The following is a 19123-nucleotide window of genomic DNA, read 5'->3' as shown; positions in this document are numbered from 1 at the left end:
TTTTCGTATTCTTGTCATAAGGAGGTGGATGATTATGGAAACCTATATTACTGAAGAGAATAAAGAAGCATGTGTTAAAGCTATTAAAAAGATTGTTTCTTATCCCTCAGTTTGTAAAGAAGGAGAAAATGGGACACCATTTGGACAAGCTATCCAAGATGTTCTTGAAGCTACTCTAGCTATTTGTGAAAATTTAGGATTTAAAACCTATTGTGATCCAAAAGGTTATTATGGTTATGCAGACTACGGTGAGCAAAAAGAGCTACTAGCTATCTTGTGCCACCTTGATGTCGTACCAGAAGGTGATCGAAAGCTTTGGCAGACAGATCCATTTGACTGTGTAGAAAAAGATGGACGTTTGTATGGTCGAGGAACACAAGATGATAAAGGGCCATCAATGATCAGCTTATATGCAGTTAAATCATTGATAGATGCTGGTGTTACCTTTAATAAACGTATTCGATTTATTTTTGGAACAGACGAAGAAACCTTGTGGCGTTGTATGGAGCGTTATAATCAAGTTGAAGAAACAGCAACCTATGGCTTTGCCCCTGATGCTAGTTTCCCTCTTATCTATGCTGAAAAAGGCTTATTACAGGCTAAATTGTTAGGAAAAGGATCCGACAAGTTAGAGCTCGAAATTGGAAATGCCTTCAATGTGGTTCCTGCCAGGGCTTCCTATAAAGGAGAGCACCTGCAAGAGTTGAAAGCAGAACTGGACAAGTTAGAATTTGAATACACTGTAGAAGAAGACAGTCTGACAGTATATGGCTTAGCCCAACATGCCAAGGATGCACCACATGGAATTAATGCCTTGGTTCGCTTGTCAAAAGCCCTAACGAAGTTTGTCTCTGATCAAAGTATCGCTTTTTTAGCAAATTGTGTTGACGAAGATGGTAAAGGACTTAATATTTTTGGTCCTATTGAGGATGAACCTTCAGGCAACTTAAGTTTCAATGCTGCTGGCTTAACCCTTAATAAAGAAAAAACAGAAATTCGTCTTGATATTCGTATTCCAGTTTTAGCAGACAAGGAAGCCTTAGTTAAGGAACTTAGTAGCAAGGCCAAAGAATATGGTCTAAGCTATCAGGAGTTTGATTATCTAGCTCCCTTATATGTCCCACTGGATAGTGAACTGGTAACTAAGCTTTTAGCTGTTTATCGTGATAAGACTGGTGATCAAAGACCTGCCTTATCATCAGGTGGAGCAACCTTTGCCAGAACAATGCCTAATTGTGTAGCCTTTGGGGCTCTATTTCCAGAGTCAGTTAAAACAGAACATCAAGAAAATGAATATCTTGTGTTAGAAGATGCCTTTAAGGCAATGGATATCTATGCAGAAGCAATTTATCACCTAACACGCTAAGAGAAATAAGGAGATTATTTTATGAGTAAACAAAAAATTGTTGTAGCACTTGGTGGCAATGCCATTCTTTCTGAAGATGCTTCAGCCAAAGCCCAACAAGAAGCATTAATATCAACTTCAAAATCACTTGTTAAATTAATTAAAGATGGTAATGAAGTCATTGTAACACATGGAAATGGCCCACAAGTTGGTAATTTACTATTACAACAAGCGGCAGCTGATTCTGAAAAAAATCCAGCAATGCCCCTAGACACTTGTGTAGCTATGACTGAAGGTAGTATTGGTTTTTGGCTGGTTAATGCCCTAGACAATGAGTTGAATGCACAAGGTATCCAAAAAGATGTTGCTGCAGTAGTCACTCAAGTTATTGTTGATGAAAATGATAAAGCCTTTTCAAATCCAACTAAGCCAATTGGTCCATTTCTTTCTGAAGAAGAAGCTAAAAAGCAAATGGAAGAAACTGGTGCAAGCTTTAAAGAAGACTCAGGTCGTGGTTGGAGAAAAGTTGTCCCTTCACCTAAACCAGTTGGCATTAAAGAAGTTAATGTTATCAGAAGTTTAGTAGATTCAGGTGTCGTTGTTGTTAGTGCTGGTGGCGGTGGTGTACCAGTAGTAGAAGATGCTAGCACAAAGGCTATAAAAGGTGTGGAAGCAGTTATTGATAAAGACTTTGCAAGTCAAACCCTTTCAGAGCTCGTAGATGCAGATCTCTTCATCGTACTAACTGGTGTGGACAATGTTTATGTCAACTTTAACCAACCTAACCAAGAAAAACTGGAAGAAGTAACTGTTTCACAGATGAAACAATATATTACTGAAAACCAATTTGCCCCAGGTAGCATGTTGCCTAAGGTAGAAGCGGCAATTGCTTTTGTTGAAAATAAACCAACTTCAAGAGCCATCATCACATCTCTTGAAAATATTGACAAGGTTCTTTCTGAAAATGCTGGAACTCAAATCATTAGTGACTAATCTCTTAAAGCTTTGGAAATCCAAAGCTTTTTTTGCATGTTTCAGGGGTAACTCTTTCTTGAGAAGTTACCGTTTAGTAAGCTTATATCCAGACTTAAGTCCGAAAGAGCGTGAAAATGCTATCACCCAAAAATATGGGGCAGTCTTTTTAATTGGTATTGATGGCATCTTAGCTGATGGGAAACCGCAAGATGGTAGGGCACCTGATTATGATGATTGGACAAGTCCCACAAAAGAAGGTTATAAAGGCTTAAATGGGGATATTTTAGTTTGGAATCCCCAATTACAGTCTGCTTTTGAATTATCATCCATGGGAATTCAAGTTGATCAAGAAGCCTTAAGGCGTCAAATTGCTATCACAGGTGACTATAATCGCTTAGAATTTGATTGGCATAAGGCTCTTTTACAGGAAACTTTCCCCTAACAATAGGTGGAGGTATTGGTCAATCCAGAATGGCTATGTTTTTACTCCATAAAAAACATATTGGGGAAGTACAGAGCTTTGTGTGGCCAGAAGAGGTAAGAACTAAGTTCCAGCATATTTTATAAAAGGAGCCTTAGGGCTCTTTTTTAGTGAGGTTCTCTGATAGATAATGTGACAATAGCTATTAGCTAGTATTATGAGACAAAATGAGATTTTAATAGTTGGATAGTAGCCATAATTTGATATAATAAGTTTATGAGAATTGTATCTGGTGAATTTGGTGGGCGCCCTTTAAAGACCCTCCAAGGAAAAACAACTCGTCCTACTTCTGATAAGGTTCGAGGTGCTATGTTTAATATGATTGGTCCTTATTTTGATGGGGGTCGTGTTTTAGATTTATTTGCTGGTTCAGGAGGCTTGGCTATAGAAGCCATTTCTCGGGGGATGGCAGAAGCTGTGCTGGTAGAAAGAGATCGCGGTGCGCAAGCCATTATTCAAGAAAACATTCAGATGACTAAGGCTGAGAGACAGTTTAGGCTTTTAAAAATGGATGCCAACAAGGCTCTTGATCAATTAGAAGGGGTTTTTGATTTAGTTTTTCTGGATCCCCCCTATGCGCAAGAAGAAATTGTAGCTACCATAGAAAATCTCGATAGCAAAGCTTTATTGGGTGAAGAGGTTATGATTGTGTGTGAAACAGATAAGTCAGTAGATTTACCTGAAGAAATAGCTTCTTTTGGTATCTGGAAAGAAAAAACTTACGGAATTAGCAAGGTAAGAGTATATGTCAGATAAGATTGGACTGTTTACGGGTTCCTTTGATCCTGTGACTAATGGTCATATAGATATTATAAAAAGAGCAAGTAAGCTTTTTGATTACCTCTATGTTGGGGTTTTTTATAATCCTAACAAACAAGGTTTTTTTGATTTAGAAACAAGGCTTAAGATGCTGTCTGAAGTTCTGCTGGCTTTTGAAAATGTGTCAGCTGTCTCTACTCAAGATAGACTTGCGGTTGATTTGGCAAGGGATTTGGGAGTGACACATTTGGTCAGAGGCTTACGCAATCCCACTGATTTTGAATATGAATCCAACCTAGAATATTTTAATAGACGACTAGAAGCAAGTATTGAAACAGTGTACTTTATTGCTGACCATAGCTTACAGCCAATCAGTTCCAGCCGTGTAAGAGAATTAATCCATTTTAAGTCTTCTCTTAATGGCTTGGTTCCTCAACCTGTCATTAAACAATTGGAGTTACTAAATGAATAGTATAAAAAAACTAAAATGGTATCTTATTAGTGGGCTTGGCCTGATAGCATTGGTCTTTACTTTATGTTTTCCTCTTCCTTATTACATAGAAATGCCAGGTGGAGCCTATGATATTCGATCCGTCCTAAAAGTCAATAATCAAGAAGATAAAGAAAAAGGCTCATATAATTTTGTCGCAGTTTCAATGAGCAAAGCTTCCCTAGCTCAGTTATTCTATGCTTGGATAACGCCCTTTACAGAAATTGCTCCCGCAGATTCAGTTACAGGTGGCTATAGTGATAGCAATCACCTACGTATAGAACAATTCTATATGGAGACATCTCAAAACAATGCCATTTATCAAGCCTTACAATTAGCTGGAAAAGAAATATCATTAAATTACTTGGGAGTCTATGTTTTGAATGTTGATAAACATTCCACTTTTAAAAACTCTTTAAATATTGCGGATACTATTACCTCTGTAAACCAGAAAAAATTTGAAAATTCATCTCAATTAGTAGAATATGTCTCTCATTTAAAAATTGGTGATAAGGTAAGTGTTCAATATACTTCAGGTGGCCAAAAAAAATCCCAAACTGGTAAGGTTATCAAGCTTAAAAATGGTAAAAATGGTATTGGAATAAGCTTAACAGATCATACAGAAGTCCATAGTGATCAAGAAATTAAATTTACCATCAAAGGTGTAGGAGGTCCCAGTGCAGGCTTAATGTTTACCTTGGATATTCTAGATCAGATTAACAAGGAAGATTTACGAAAAGGCCGGAAAATTGCGGGAACAGGAACGATTAATCAAAAAGGTGAAGTTGGTGATATTGGTGGAGCAGGTCTAAAAGTAGTCGCTGCTGCTAAAGAAGGAGCAGAAATATTCTTTGTTCCTAATAATCCTGTAGATAAAAGACTTAAAAAAATAGCTCCTGATGCCATCACCAACTACCAAGAAGCTAAAGAAGCAGCTAAAAAACTTAAAACAAAGATGAAAATTGTACCGGTTAAAACAGTTGATGAAGCTATCACTTATTTAAGAAATAGTGCCTAATAAGTATAAGTTTATTGGCTTTAAGGTCAGTAATATGGTTACTAAAAACACTCCTATCATCAAAAACAATTGCTGGAATATTTCTGGCAGTTCTTTTATTTTGAGAATTTATGGCAAGTGTAAAATATGAGAAAAAATAAAAAAATAATTGACAGATAAAAAGAAAACGGTTACAATATAAATATGAGAACGGTTCCATATAAAAAGAAGGAGTAATGAGATGGTTACAATAAAACAAGTCGCCCAAAAGGCTGGCCTTTCCAAATCGACAGTGTCTCGTTATATTTCTCATAATGGCTATGTGTCAGAAGAAGCAAGAGAAAAAATTAAAAGAGCTATTGAAAGTCTTCATTATCGACCAAATGTCATTGCTCAGTCCCTTAAAACTAAGAAAAGTCAACTGGTTGGTCTACTCCTTCCAGATATTACCAATCCTTTTTTCCCTCGATTAGCTAGAGGAGCTGAAGTTTACCTTCAGGAAAAAGGTTATCGGCTTATTTTGGGGAATATTTCTGATAGTCACACTTTGGAAGAAGAGTATATAAAGGTCTTATTACAAAGTAATGCTGCAGGGATTATCACAACCCATGATTTTACGAAAAATTATCCAGACCTTGAAATACCAGTAGTGGTGGTGGATAGGGTAGATAAAGATACTAAATATGGTGTCTTTTCGGACAGTTATGCAGGTGGACAATTAGCAGCTGAAATTATTTGCCAAACAAAAAGCCAGAAAATACTCTTGATTAAGGGACCTTTAGATATGGCAAGTAATATCAATGACCGTTTTCAAGCTAATTTAGATTGCTTAAAAAGTTATCATAAAACCATTCAAGTCTGTGAAAGCAAAAGTTTTGATTTTGATCTTATTCAAGAAGAAGCAAGGAAGAATTTAGATAAGTATGCTGATATTGATAGTGTCATAGCTCCATCTGATATTCATGCCATTGCCTATATTCATGAGTTGCATGCTAGAGGAAAAAAAATTCCAGAAGAGGTACAAATTATTGGATATGATGATATCCTGATGAGTCAGTTTATTTATCCTTCTCTATCAACAATTCATCAATCTTCTTATCAAATGGGACATTATGCTGCTGAACTTATTCATAAGATAGCAAATCAAATCCCCATTGAGGAAAATCGGATTAAGTTACCTGTTCATTATGTGGAAAGAGAGACTATAAGGAGAAGAATTAATGAGTAAAATTGTCATAATTGGAAGTATTTCCATGGACCTAGTCATGGAAACAGATCGCATCGCAGAAGAAGGTCAAACAGTCTTTGGTCGGAAATTCTCCATGGTTCCAGGAGGAAAGGGTGCCAATCAGGCTGTTGCAGTAGGCCGGTTAAGCTCTAATAAGGATAAGGTTTCCATGATTGGAGCAGTTGGAAATGACTCTTTTGGCCCCATATTAGGACAAAATTTACAGGAAAATAAGGTAAGTATAGAAAATGTGGGAACGGTACCGGAATCTTCTGGTATTGCTCAAATAACCATTTATCAGCAAGATAATCGGATTATTTATTGCCCTGGTGCCAATGGTCTAGTGGATTCAGAAAAATGGTCAACAGAGTGGTCCACAATAGCTGAAGCTGATATGGTTGTCCTTCAAAATGAAATTCCTCATCAAACAAATCTTGCAATTGCACGTTTTTGTCAGGACAGGCAAATAAAGCTTCTCTATAATCCAGCCCCAAGTAGAGCTAGTGACAAAGAAATGCTTGAACTAGTGGATTATATTACCCCTAATCATCATGAGTTTAAGGAATTATTCCCAAATAGAGAATTAGAAGAGGTTTTGAGAGAATTTCCAAATCGATTGATTGTAACACTTGGAACCAAGGGTTCAACGTATTATAATGGTGAAAAAGTGCAACTTATTCCTGCAATTAAAGCGCAGGTAGTGGATACTACAGGAGCAGGGGACACCTTTAACGGAGCCTTAGCTTTGGCTTTAGCTCATCAATTAGAGATGGGTAAAGCTCTGGCATTTGCGACCTTGGCGTCACATCTGTCTGTTCAAAAATTCGGGGCACAAGGTGGTATGCCAAGTTTAGAAGAAATGAAAGGACATCAAGCATATGAAGAAAACTGGCATTTTGAATAGTGATTTAGCTAAATTAGCAGCTGATTTAGGTCACACAGATAGGGTTTGTATAGGAGATTTAGGCTTACCTGTTCCAATTGGAGTAGCAAAGATTGATCTAGCTTTAAAAACGGGTAGTCCTAGCTTTCAGGAAGTACTTGATGTTTACCTTGAACATATTTTAGTTGAAAAAATCATTCTTGCTGAAGAAATTAAGAAAGAAAATCCTAAGCAATTAGAAAATCTTCTTAAAAAGTTAGATAAGCAGGTCCAGGTGGAATATGTCAGTCATGAAGACTTAAAAGAATTAAATAAAGATGTTAAGGCTATTATTAGGACAGGTGAGAACACCCCTTACTCAAATCTTATTTTACAATCAGGAGTAACGATTTAGAAAGGAATTCATTATATGAAAATCAAGATGCAAGACATTTCTAAATCTTTTGGCACAAATAAAGTTTTAGAAAAAATTGATTTAGTCATTGAATCTGGCCAAGTACATGCCTTAATGGGTGAAAATGGGGCCGGTAAATCAACATTGATGAACATCTTAACAGGTCTATTTCCTGCTAGCTCTGGAAAGATTCTCATTGATGGAAAAGAAAAGACCTTTTCTAATCCCCAAGAAGCAGAAGAGTTTGGAATTAGTTTTATTCATCAGGAAATGAATACCTGGTCAGAGATGACCGTTCTAGAGAATTTATTTTTAGGGAGAGAAATCAAAAATAGTATTGGCCTGCTAGATCAAAAAGCTATGCGTCAAAAGGCTGAGGAAGCTTTTAAGAGACTTCAAGTAGCCATTCCCCTCAATAAGTCAATTGGAGCTTTATCCGTTGGGCAACAACAGATGATTGAAATTGCAAAGAGCTTACTATCTAAAGTTTCTCTTCTCATTATGGATGAACCAACAGCAGCTCTGACAGACAGAGAAACAGAGAATCTATTTAGGGTCATTAGAAGTTTAAAATCTGAAGGTGTTGGTATTGTTTATATCTCTCATCGAATGGAAGAAATTTTTAAAATAACCGATTTAGTAACGGTCATGCGGGACGGTATTGTAGTTGATACTAAAGAAACTCAGGCTACAACTCCCCATGAACTTGTTAAAAAAATGGTAGGCCGTGAATTGGAAGATTATTATCCAGAAAAAACTTCTGAAATTGGAGAAATAGCCTTTGAAGTCGAAAACCTAAGTGGAGAAGGTTTTGAGAATATTTCTTTCCAAGTCAGAAAAGGTGAGATTCTTGGCATTTCTGGCTTAATGGGTGCTGGAAGAACAGAAGTCATGCGAGCAATTTTTGGTCTGGATAAAAAGAAGTCTGGAAAAATTAAAATTAATGGTCAAGAAATAAGTGCTTCAACCCCAGCACAGGCTATTAAGCAGGGAATTGGCTTTTTGACAGAAGATAGAAAAGATGAAGGTTTAATCCTTGATTTTTCAATCAAAGACAATATGACCTTACCAAGTACTAAAGATTTTAGTAAAAATGGTTTCTTTGATGATAAAACAAGTACAACATTTGTACAGCAATTAATTGATCGTCTACGAATAAAGTCTGGCAGTCCACAACTCCCAGTTGGTAATTTATCAGGTGGAAATCAACAAAAAGTTGTTTTAGCTAAATGGATTGGGATAGCCCCTAAAGTTTTAATTCTGGATGAACCAACAAGAGGTGTCGATGTTGGTGCAAAAAGAGAAATCTATCAGCTAATGAATGAGTTAGCCGACAGAGGAGTTCCCATTATCATGGTATCCTCAGATTTGCCAGAAGTTTTGGGTGTTAGTGATAGAATTCTTGTGATGCACGAAGGAAAAATCAGTGGCATTTTGAATCGTTTTGAAGCCAATCAAGAGAAAATTATGCATTTAGCTACAGGAGGTAACTAGGGTGAAAAAGGTTATGAAATATGTATCAGAGTTAACAACTCTGGTAGCATTAGTTGGACTTATGATTGTGATTACGCTTATCAATCCTAATTTTTTGACAACCAACAATTTACTTAATTTATTATTACAAGTCACAGCAAACGGTTTTATTGCTTTTGGGATGACCTTTGTTATCTTAACAGGGGGAATAGACCTGTCAGTAGGTTCTATATTAGCCCTATCTAGTGCCTTTACAGCAGGCATGATTGGTCATGGTGTCCCTGTTGCACTTGCTATATTACTTGCCTTAATCTTGGGTGGTATTTTTGGAATGTTAAATGGACTCTTTATTTCTTATGGGAAGTTAGCACCATTTATTGTGACCCTTGCCACCATGACTATTTTTAGAGGTGCAACATTAGTCTACTCAAATGGAAATCCTATAACATCTGGTTTATCTGATAGTTTCTTATTCCAGTTCTTAGGCCAGGGTTATGTCCTAGGGATTCCTTTTCCAGTCATTCTAATGTTTATTATCTTTTTAATCTTGTATGTCCTATTACATAAAACAGCCTTCGGGAAATCTGTCTACGCGCTAGGAGGGAATGAAAAAGCAGCGTATATCTCAGGTGTTAAGTTAAACAAAGTTAAAATTATTATCTATACCATTTCTGGCATGATGGCAGCAATGTCTGGTTTGATTATCACATCTCGTTTGAGTTCAGCGCAGCCAACTGCGGGAATTAGTTATGAAATGGATGCCATTGCAGCAGTAGTCTTAGGAGGGACTTCCTTATCTGGTGGTAAGGGACGTATCCTTGGAACCTTAATCGGGGCATTGATTATTGGGGTTCTAAACAATGGTTTAAATATTATCGGTGTGTCAGCCTTTTGGCAACAGGTGGTAAAAGGTATTGTGATTTTAATTGCTGTTTTACTTGACCGTTTTAAAGTAGCTAAAGCTTAATATTAGTTTCTAGCTAGGTATTTGGGACACATGTTACAACAGTGTCATTAAAAAAGGAGAATTCAAATGAAAACTTGGAAAAAAATGGGCTTGATGGCTCTCGTAATGTCAATGCTTCTTATATTAGGAGCTTGTGGAAAAACGGGCCTAGGAAACAATAGTGGTAATGCCGGTAAGGAAGTGACTAAAAAGTCTGCTAAGGATTTAAAGCTGGGTGTGTCTATTTCAACAACAAATAATCCCTATTTTGTAGCAATGAAAGAAGGGATTGATAAGTTTGCTGGTAAGAAAGCAATCAGCCTAAAAGTCGCTGATGCTCAAGATGATGCAGCAAGACAAGCAGATGACATTCAAAACTTTATTAGTCAAAATGTAGATGCAATTTTGATTAATCCAGTTGATTCCAAAGCAGTTGTAACCTCTATCAAAGCAGCAAATAATGCCAATATTCCTGTTATCCTAATTGACCGCGGTAGCGAAGGTGGACAAGTTTTAACCACAGTTGCTTCTGATAATGTTGAGGCAGGTAAAATGGCAGCTGATTATATTGTTAAAGAATTAGGTGAAAAAGCCAAAGCATTTGAATTATCAGGTGTTCCAGGTGCTTCTGCAACAGTAGACCGTGGTAAAGGATTTGAGAAGGTTGCCAAAGAAAAACTAGACCTATTATCAAGTCAGTCGGCAAATTTTGACCGTGCAAAAGCTCTAAATACTGCACAAAACATGATTCAAGGCAAAAAAGATGTTCAAGTTATCTTTGCGCAAAATGATGAAATGGCTTTGGGGGCTGCCCAAGCAGTTAAATCAGCAGGCCTTAAAAATGTCTTAATCGTTGGTATTGATGGACAACCAGATGCTCATGATGCTATTAAAAAAGGTGACATGACCGCAACAATTGCCCAACAACCAGCTAAGATGGGTGAAATTGCCATCCAAGCAGCAATTGATCACTATCAAGGTAAAAAAGTAAGCAAAAAAACACTATCACCTATCTACCTTGTTACAAAAGATAATGTTGATAAATATAACTGGTAACTAGCCTACAAAGAAAGAAGTGTCTCAAAGATGCTTCTTTTTTTATGGATAAAAGCTGTGCTAAGCTAAAGCTTAAGGTTTCTAGCTAACTCTGTGTGTACCTAATAGTTTAAATCAAAGAAGAAGCTGCGCTAAAATGCTATACTAGTACTAGTATCAGACAAGTAAAGGGAGAAAAAATGTTTGAAAAAATAAGTCTCTTACATCTTAATGATTTGCATTCACACTTTGAGGCAATTCCTAAACTTAGACGTTTTCTCCATCAAGCTTCAAGCAAAAATGAACAAGTTATTATCTTGGATATTGGTGATAATATCGACAGAAGTCACCCCTTAACAGAAGCTACAAAAGGTAAGGCCAATGTTGAATTGATGAATCAATTAGGAGTAAACTATGCAACAATTGGAAATAATGAAGGCATTGGCCTTACTAAATCTGATTTAAATAAAGTTTATGATAATGCTAATTTTCAAGTAATTATTGGAAATATAAAAGATAATAATACTCAGCCACATTGGGCTAAGCCCTACAAAATCCATATGAGTAAAGAAGGCACAAGCATTGCTTTTTTGGCCTATACCTTTCCTTATTATAAGACTTATGACCCTAATGGATGGACCGTAGAAGACCCCATTTCTTGTCTCAAGAAGGATTTGAGTATTCCAGAAGTGGCAGCGGCAGATGTAAAGATAATTCTTAGTCATCTAGGTCTAGCTTTTGATGAAAAAATTGCAAATGAAGTAGATGGTGTAGATATTATTATTGGTTCACATACCCATCACCTCTTAGAAGAAGGTGCTTATTTAAAGGAAACCTATCTAGCTGCAGCAGGTAAATATGGCCAATATATAGGAGAAATTAAACTTTGCATAGAAAATCATAAAATATCTGAAGTGCAAATACTTACTCACCCAACCCAGCAAATGCTTAGCCAAGAAGCAGAACAACAAGAAATTAAAAACTTACTCTCTAGTGGACAAAGACAACTAGCTAATCAAAAACTATTGACCCTAAAAACGCCACTTACAACAGAAGAATCACTAAAACTTATCATGGAAGCTATGAAGGATTATGCAGAAGCAGATATTGCCATTATCAATTCAGGCCTCCTGCTTTATCCTTTAGGACAGATTATAAATCAAGAAACGTTACATAAGAGCTTACCACATCAAATGAGACTTATTAGGCTAGAACTTAGTCAAGAGCAGTTTAAAAAGATATGTCAGGAAATTTTTAGCTATTCAAGCCTATTAAAAAATCAGCCTATCCATGGAATGGGCTTTAGAGGAAAGACCTTTGGTGACATATACAGCAATGGATTTACTTACAAAAAGGGAAAAATAGTGTATAATAAAAAAGTTATAAGTAAGTCTCAAAAATTGAGTTTGGTATTAGTCGACCAATATTATTTTGCCCCTTATTTTCCTAGTATTAAGGAGGCTGAAGTTGAATTATTATTCCCAGATTTACTTAGAGAAGTAGTTGAAAAACACCTCATACATAAACAAAAAGCAATAGGAAAGGAGTCCAATGAAAAAGGAAATTTTACCAGAAATGCTTAATTATAATAAGTTTCCTGGACCAGAATTTGTAGTCTATGACAATAACTGTGTTAGAAGTGAGCAGCTGGAATTTCTCTTAATAGATAATTTTAAAGATGCCTTTAACACAAAGGCGTTTAATCAGCGCTATACGGATATACTATTAAAATATGACTATATCGTGGGAGACTGGGGCAATGAGCAGTTACGGCTTAGAGGATTTTATAAGGATGCCAATGATATCAAAAAATCTAGTCGTATTTCTCGTTTAGATGATTATCTTAAAGAGTTTTGTAACTTTGGCTGTGCATATTTTGTTTTAGAAAATCCTAATCCCGTAGAGATTAAATTTGAAGAGGAAAAAAATTCCCGACGTAAAAAAACGAATCGTTACCCTAAAAAGGATAGCTCCAAAAAAACTCTTAAAAATCCTAAAGTAAAAGATAAGACCAAGGTAAAACCAAAAGCTAAGGATAAAGAAGACCTTAAAAAAATTCCTAAGCCAACCAGTAAGTTTGCTAGAAGAAAACGTAAAGAAAATCCTAATCCAGAGATTAAAAGCCAAGCTAGCAAGACTAAAACTCCAGATAAACAAGCAAATGATAAAACAGGTCATTTTATTATCAGAAAGAAGGACAAATAATCCATGAAACCATCTATTTATAGCTTGACCCGTGATGAACTAATTGAATGGTCTTTAGAACAGGGACAAAAGAAGTTTAGAGCCACTCAAATTTGGGACTGGCTATATCAAAAACGTGTCCAAAATTTTGAAGAAATGACCAATATTCCCAAAGCTTTTATAAGCTTATTAAAGGAAAATTTTTGTGTTAATCCTCTTAAGCAACGGGTTGTTCAAGAATCTGCTGATGGAACAGTAAAATATTTGTTTGAATTACCAGATGGTATGCTGATTGAAACTGTTTTAATGCGACAACATTATGGACAATCAGTATGTGTTACAACCCAGGTGGGCTGTAATATTGGTTGTACCTTTTGTGCCAGTGGCCTAATAAAGAAACAGCGTGATTTAAATAATGGTGAAATAACTGCTCAGATTATGATGGTTCAAAATTACTTTGATCAACGTGGACAAAATGAACGCGTCAGCCATGTCGTTGTTATGGGTATTGGGGAACCATTTGACAATTATAATAATGTTATGAAATTTATACGAACAATTAATGATGACAATGGTTTAGCCATAGGTGCCCGTCATATCACAGTTTCGACCTCCGGACTAGCACATAAGATTCGTGAATTTGCTAATGAAGGGGTACAGGTTAATCTGGCAGTATCCTTACATGCTCCTAACAATGAGTTACGCTCTAGCATTATGCGAATTAACCGCTCATTTCCCCTTGAAAAATTATTTGCAGCAATTGAATACTATATCGAAACAACTAACCGTCGTGTTACCTTTGAGTATATTATGTTAAACCAGGTTAATGATGGGGTAGAGCAAGCACAAGAATTAGCAGATTTGACCAAAAATATTCGTAAATTATCTTATGTTAATTTAATTCCCTATAACCCGGTTTCTGAGCATGACCAATATAGCAGAAGTCCTAAAGAGCGCGTGACTGCCTTTTATGATGTTTTAAAGAAAAATGGACTTAACTGTGTTGTTCGCCAAGAACATGGAACAGACATTGATGCTGCTTGTGGACAGTTACGTTCTAATACTATGAAAAAGGCTAGTCAAAAAACAGCCAAGGCCCAAGTGTAACAATGAAGTACATGGACAATCCTAATCAATTTTCAAGAAAAACCCTAATTTTTATACAAGTTCATATCTTATTATATGCACTAGCTATTGCAATTATGTGTTTCACTCCACAATCAAATGTGTTTGAAGGTATTAAAACGCCTAATATTATAGAATTAGGTCAGCTAAGATTGCTCTTAGTCCCTTTCAACTCTTTGATATCTCTTGGAAAAGTAACATCAACCTATCAATTAGTCTGGATATTTTGTCAAAATGTATTAAATATTTTTTTACTTTATCCTTTAATTTTTTTGATTCATCTCCTTTCAAGTAAATGGCATAGCTGTAAAAAGAGTCTGGTACTGGGGTTTATGATTAGTTTATTCATTGAGGTAAGTCAACTTTTACTTGATTTCTTACTGAATGCTAACCGTGTTTTTGAATTAGATGACCTATGGACGAATGCTTTAGGGGCTGTCTTAGCTTATATGACCTATTATGGAATAGAAAAATACTTACATAAGAATTAAAATTCTCTCTACCTAGAGGGGCTTTTTAATTCAAATAATAAGATTATAAATATAGACTTTTTAAGTTAGTGAGGATAGAAATGTCAATTATTGTAAAATTATGGTGGTTCTTTAAGCAAGAAAAGAAACCCTATATTACAGGGATTCTTGCCTTAAGCCTAGTTGCTTTATTGAATTTAATTCCACCCCAAATAATGGGTTCTGTTATTGATGGCATTACCAGTGGTCAATTAACTAAAAATCAATTACTCTTACAACTTATTTGGTTGATCCTAGCAGCAGTTGCTATGTACTTTTTAAGATACCTTTGGCGGATTTGTATTTTTGGAACCTCTTATCGTCTTGGACGAATTATGAGATTTCGTTTGTTTGAACATTTCACCAAGATGTCTCCTTCTTTTTATCAACGCTACCGAACTGGTGATTTAATGGCCCATGCAACTAATGATATCAATTCTTTAACACGTTTAGCAGGTGGAGGAGTCATGTCAGCTGTCGATGCCTCTATTACAGCCATAGTAACTCTTATAACCATGTTTTTAAGTATTTCTTGGCAGATGACCTTGATAGCAGTCCTTCCCTTACCTTTTATGGCTTATGCAACTAGTAGATTGGGAAGGAAGACACATAAGGCTTTTGGAGAATCACAGGCTGCCTTTTCTGATTTGAATAACAAGGTACAAGAGAGTGTCTCAGGCATTAAGGTGACCAAGTCATTTGGTTATCAAAAAGAAGAACTAGCTTCTTTTCAAGAAATCAATCAAAATACCTTCCATAAAAACATCAAGACTATGACCTATGATGTTATGTTTGACCCACTAGTTTTAATCTTCATAGGCTTATCCTATGTATTAACACTATTAGTGGGTGCCTATATGATAAAGGTTGATGTGATAACAATTGGTAATCTAGTAACATTTGTTACCTATTTAGATATGCTGGTATGGCCTCTGATGGCTGTTGGGTTTTTATTTAACATGATTCAAAGGGGTTCTGTATCACTTGAGAGAATAAATGCTCTATTAGATGAAGAATCAGATATTAAAGAACCAAGTAACCCTATTAAAACTATTGAAAATGGAGATTTAAACTATCATATTAATAGTTTTCAATATGATGATGACATTATTTTATCTGATATTCATTTTAAGATTAGTAAAGGTCAAACTCTAGGTTTAGTTGGTCAAACAGGTTCGGGAAAAACCAGTCTAATCAAATTACTCTTAAGAGAATACGATGTAACAGATGGTAGTATTACTCTAAATGGTCATAACATTGAAGATTATCGCTTAAAGGATCTTCGTCAACTTATTGGCTATGTTCCTCAAGATCAATTCTTATTTGCTATGTCAATTGCAGATAATGTCGGCTTTGGAGATCCTAGTTTGCCCTTTGAGGCTATTGAAGAAGCAACAAAACTTTCTCAAGTATATGATGATATTATAGCTATGCCTCAGGGCTTTGATACATTAATTGGTGAAAAAGGTGTTTCCTTGTCAGGAGGGCAAAAGCAACGTCTAGCTATGTCTAGAGCAATGGTTTTAAATCCTCCTATATTAATTCTAGATGATTCCTTATCTGCAGTAGATGCTAAAACAGAGCACGCTATTGTGGAAAACCTAAAAGAGAGTCGTCAGGATCAAACAACCATCATTACAGCACATCGCCTAAGTGCAGTTGTTCATGCGGACCTCATCTTGGTTATGCAAAATGGCCAGATTATTGAACGTGGTAAGCATGAAGAGCTTATTCAAAGAGGTGGTTGGTATGCGAAAACCTATGTTTCTCAACAAATGGAACTGGAGGCGAAAGAAGATGAGTAAACAGACACAGTGGCAGGTTTTTAAACGTTTAATATCTTATTTAAAAGCCTATAAGTGGTTAACAGTATTAGCTCTAGGACTTTTGCTATTAACAACAGTGGTCAAAAGCTTAGTTCCTCTTATGGCTTCTTACTTTATTGATCATTATTTAGAAAAACTTAATCAAACAGCCTTTTTGATATTATTTGGCTACTATGGGCTTTATCTTTTACAAAGTTTGTTGCAGTATTTTGGCAATCTTTTCTTTGCAAAGGTTTCTTATAGTATTGTAAGAGATATTAGACGAGATGCTTTTGCTAATATGGAAAAATTAGGAATGTCCTATTTTGACAAAACCCCTTCAGGTTCTATTGTTTCAAGACTTACTAATGATACAGAAGCGATTAGTGATATGTTTTCAGGTTTATTATCCAGCTTTATTTCAGCATTTTTTATCTTTACAGTGACACTTTATACAATGCTAGTGCTTGATGCTAAATTAACAGCTATTGTGGTTTTATTCTTACCATTCATCTTTATTCTGGTTAATTTATATCGAAAAAAATCAGTAACTGTTATTGCAAAAACCAGAAGTTTACTAAGCGATATTAATACAAAATTGGCAGAAAGTATAGAAGGCATTAGAATTATTCAGGCCTTTGGCCAAGAAGAACGTTTGAAAAAGGAATTTGAGAGTATTAATAGGGAACATGTTGTTTATGCGAATCGTTCAGTTGCTTTAGATAGCATCTTCTTACGCCCTGCTATGTCCTTGTTAAAGCTTTTAGCCTATGCTGTCTTAATGGCTTATTTTGGATTTAAAGGTATAGATAGTGGTCTTACTGCTGGAGTGATGTATGCTTTCATTCAATATATTAATCGTCTCTTTGACCCATTAATTGAAGTAACTCAAAATTTTTCTACTTTACAAACCTCAATGGTATCTGCTGCACGTGTTTTTCAATTAATTGATGAGAAGAATTATGAACCTAAACAAGCAAATCAAGAACTTGAAGTTAGTGAAGGAAATATTGAATTTAAAAATGTTTCTTTTTCATACGATGGACAAGAGCAAATCCTTAAGGATATATCTTTCACAGTAAAGAAAGGAGAAACCATTGCTTTTGTAGGTTCCACAGGCTCTGGGAAATCATCTATTATTAATGTTTTTATGCGCTTTTATGAGTTTCAAAAGGGTCAAATTCTCTTAGATGGTATAGATATTCGCAATTACAGTCAAGAGTCTCTGAGAAGCTCTATTGGATTAGTTTTACAAGATCCCTTTTTATATCATGGAACCATTGCTTCAAACATTAAGATGTATCAAGATATTAGTTATCAAGAAGTTTATGAAGCAGCTCAATTTGTGGATGCAGACTATTTTATTAAAAAGCTACCCCATCAATATGATTCAAGAGTGACTGAGAGAGGTTCAGGCTTTTCAACAGGTCAAAGACAATTACTAGCCTTTGCAAGAACAGTAGCTAGTAAGCCTAAGATTCTAATCCTTGATGAAGCTACTGCCAATATTGATTCTGCAACGGAAGAAATTGTTCAAAACTCTTTAGCAAAAATGAGAAAAGGTCGAACAACAATTGCTATTGCTCATAGGCTCTCAACTATCCAAGATGCTAATTGTATCTATGTCTTGGATAAAGGAAAAATTATTGAAAGGGGTTCTCATGACGAACTGATCGCAAAAAAAGGAAGTTATTACAGGATGTATCAATTACAGGCTGGTATGATGGAAAACAACTAGAATTCTTGCTTGTTTTTAGTTTGTTATAAAACTAATAATTAAGACTGCAAAAGTTAAAAAAGGAATTAAAGGAAGACGCTTTTTACGGAAAATTAAACAGTAAAAAATTCCCAAACTACTAGCTATTTGGACAATCCATAAAATCTTTTCCAGATCAAAAACCAGCGCTAGACTAGCTAAATACAAGAAGTCCCCACTACCGATAAAGCCAGACTTTAACCTTGCTAGAAAAGCAAGTAATAAAAAGATGAAAGAAAGTAAGGTAAAGGGAAACAATACTAACAAGCTTAGGGTAAATAGTATCCATAACAAAAAAGGATAAGAATAGCTTTGACAGTCATATAAACTCAGTAGAAGAGAAATATATAAGACAAAAGTTTCAACCCAGGATAAGCCAAGCTGATAGTGGGCTAGTAAAAAAGAAACACCACAAAATACTTCAATAAAAAGGTATAAAATCCTTACTTTTGTATGACAAAATGGACACTTAGCCCGATTTAATAAATATGAGAAAATAGGAATAAGGTCTCTATAACGTAGAGGGTGTGAACAGGTATCACAATAACTTTTTGGTAGAATAATAGATTTTTCAGGATAGCGATAAAATACTAATCCTAAAAAGGAACCAAGACAGGTTCCTAGGAAAAAGAATAAAATTGTAATCATAACTTATTATCCGAAAAGAAACCAAAAAAATTGAAAACTTTTTCTTTTAAGAGTAAAATTAGATTAGAAGGTAAATAAGAAGGATTCTTT

At 35.5% G+C, this 19123-nt stretch carries 18 protein-coding genes and 1 pseudogene; 18 read left to right on the top strand and 1 reads right to left on the bottom strand.

All coding sequences use genetic code 11. From position 1 onward, the window contains the following. The first annotated feature begins 34 nt into the window (after positions 1 to 34). From A3GU_RS0107440 to A3GU_RS0107355, 18 genes and pseudogenes are all read left to right on the top strand, one after another. On the top strand, positions 35 to 1366 hold the full coding sequence (locus A3GU_RS0107440) for a dipeptidase (RefSeq protein WP_026216484.1): 1332 nt from the start codon (positions 35 to 37) through the stop codon (positions 1364 to 1366). Positions 1367 to 1387: 21 nt separating this feature from the next. Continuing rightward, positions 1388 to 2338 (top strand): carbamate kinase, encoded by a 951-nt coding sequence (gene arcC, locus A3GU_RS0107435; protein ID WP_018366914.1) that lies wholly within the window; start codon positions 1388 to 1390, stop codon positions 2336 to 2338. Positions 2339 to 2411: 73 nt separating this feature from the next. Next, a pseudogene (locus A3GU_RS09725) lies at positions 2412 to 2887 on the top strand (class-II aminoacyl-tRNA synthetase family protein); the annotation flags it as partial. A 130-nt stretch (positions 2888 to 3017) separates the two neighbouring features. Beyond that, entirely contained in the window at positions 3018 to 3557 is a 540-nt protein-coding gene (gene rsmD / locus A3GU_RS0107425; protein WP_018366912.1) for a 16S rRNA (guanine(966)-N(2))-methyltransferase RsmD, read from the top strand. Then, a complete protein-coding gene (gene coaD, locus A3GU_RS0107420) occupies positions 3547 to 4032 on the top strand; it encodes a pantetheine-phosphate adenylyltransferase (protein WP_018366911.1) in 486 nt (161 codons plus the stop codon). The genes rsmD and coaD overlap by 11 nt, the downstream gene beginning before the upstream one ends. Further along, positions 4025 to 5068 carry a SepM family pheromone-processing serine protease gene (locus A3GU_RS0107415; protein ID WP_018366910.1) on the top strand — a complete coding sequence of 348 codons (1044 nt, stop codon included), beginning with the start codon at positions 4025 to 4027 and terminating at the stop codon, positions 5066 to 5068. Before coaD ends, A3GU_RS0107415 begins: the two co-directional genes overlap by 8 nt. Before the next feature lie 220 nt (positions 5069 to 5288). Beyond that, positions 5289 to 6275, top strand: coding sequence for a LacI family DNA-binding transcriptional regulator (locus A3GU_RS0107410; protein WP_018366909.1), 987 nt, complete (start codon positions 5289 to 5291; stop codon positions 6273 to 6275). Beyond that, complete coding sequence (rbsK, locus tag A3GU_RS0107405) at positions 6268 to 7179, top strand: ribokinase (RefSeq protein ID WP_018366908.1); 912 nt, start codon at positions 6268 to 6270, stop codon at positions 7177 to 7179. The genes A3GU_RS0107410 and rbsK overlap by 8 nt, the downstream gene beginning before the upstream one ends. Then, the gene (gene rbsD, locus A3GU_RS0107400; protein ID WP_018366907.1) at positions 7154 to 7552 is read left to right on the top strand and encodes a D-ribose pyranase; all 399 of its coding nucleotides are present in this window, start codon (positions 7154 to 7156) and stop codon (positions 7550 to 7552) included. Before rbsK ends, rbsD begins: the two co-directional genes overlap by 26 nt. Positions 7553 to 7567: 15 nt before the next feature. Further along, the gene (locus A3GU_RS0107395) at positions 7568 to 9046 is read left to right on the top strand and encodes a sugar ABC transporter ATP-binding protein (protein ID WP_018366906.1); all 1479 of its coding nucleotides are present in this window, start codon (positions 7568 to 7570) and stop codon (positions 9044 to 9046) included. 1 nt (position 9047) lies between these two features. After that, positions 9048 to 9992 carry an ABC transporter permease subunit gene (locus tag A3GU_RS0107390; RefSeq protein WP_018366905.1) on the top strand — a complete coding sequence of 315 codons (945 nt, stop codon included), beginning with the start codon at positions 9048 to 9050 and terminating at the stop codon, positions 9990 to 9992. Positions 9993 to 10058: 66 nt separating this feature from the next. After that, positions 10059 to 11027 (top strand): substrate-binding domain-containing protein, encoded by a 969-nt coding sequence (locus A3GU_RS0107385; protein WP_018366904.1) that lies wholly within the window; start codon positions 10059 to 10061, stop codon positions 11025 to 11027. A 179-nt stretch (positions 11028 to 11206) separates the two neighbouring features. Then, a complete protein-coding gene (locus A3GU_RS0107380; RefSeq protein ID WP_018366903.1) occupies positions 11207 to 12589 on the top strand; it encodes a bifunctional metallophosphatase/5'-nucleotidase in 1383 nt (460 codons plus the stop codon). Then, positions 12558 to 13211 (top strand): YutD-like domain-containing protein, encoded by a 654-nt coding sequence (locus A3GU_RS0107375; protein ID WP_018366902.1) that lies wholly within the window; start codon positions 12558 to 12560, stop codon positions 13209 to 13211. The genes A3GU_RS0107380 and A3GU_RS0107375 overlap by 32 nt, the downstream gene beginning before the upstream one ends. A 3-nt stretch (positions 13212 to 13214) precedes the next feature. Continuing rightward, a complete protein-coding gene (gene rlmN / locus A3GU_RS0107370; RefSeq protein WP_018366901.1) occupies positions 13215 to 14297 on the top strand; it encodes a dual-specificity RNA methyltransferase RlmN in 1083 nt (360 codons plus the stop codon). Positions 14298 to 14308: 11 nt separating this feature from the next. Then, positions 14309 to 14806, top strand: a complete 498-nt coding sequence (locus A3GU_RS0107365) for a VanZ family protein (protein ID WP_018366900.1) — start codon at positions 14309 to 14311, stop codon at positions 14804 to 14806. Positions 14807 to 14886: 80 nt separating this feature from the next. Further along, the gene (locus A3GU_RS0107360) at positions 14887 to 16629 is read left to right on the top strand and encodes an ABC transporter ATP-binding protein (protein WP_018366899.1); all 1743 of its coding nucleotides are present in this window, start codon (positions 14887 to 14889) and stop codon (positions 16627 to 16629) included. After that, the gene (locus tag A3GU_RS0107355; protein ID WP_018366898.1) at positions 16622 to 18367 is read left to right on the top strand and encodes an ABC transporter ATP-binding protein; all 1746 of its coding nucleotides are present in this window, start codon (positions 16622 to 16624) and stop codon (positions 18365 to 18367) included. Before A3GU_RS0107360 ends, A3GU_RS0107355 begins: the two co-directional genes overlap by 8 nt. A 15-nt stretch (positions 18368 to 18382) precedes the next feature. On the opposite strand, the gene A3GU_RS0107350 is transcribed toward A3GU_RS0107355, so the two are convergent. Continuing rightward, the gene (locus tag A3GU_RS0107350; RefSeq protein ID WP_018366897.1) at positions 18383 to 19033 is read right to left on the bottom strand and encodes a prepilin peptidase; all 651 of its coding nucleotides are present in this window, start codon (positions 19031 to 19033) and stop codon (positions 18383 to 18385) included. Positions 19034 to 19123 lie beyond the last annotated feature (90 nt).

The sequence above is a fragment of the Streptococcus didelphis DSM 15616 genome, assembly GCF_000380005.1.
Classification (GTDB): domain Bacteria; phylum Bacillota; class Bacilli; order Lactobacillales; family Streptococcaceae; genus Streptococcus; species Streptococcus didelphis.
The sequence above is the reverse complement of the archived record's forward strand: the minus strand, read 5'-3'. Positions and strand labels throughout refer to the sequence as shown.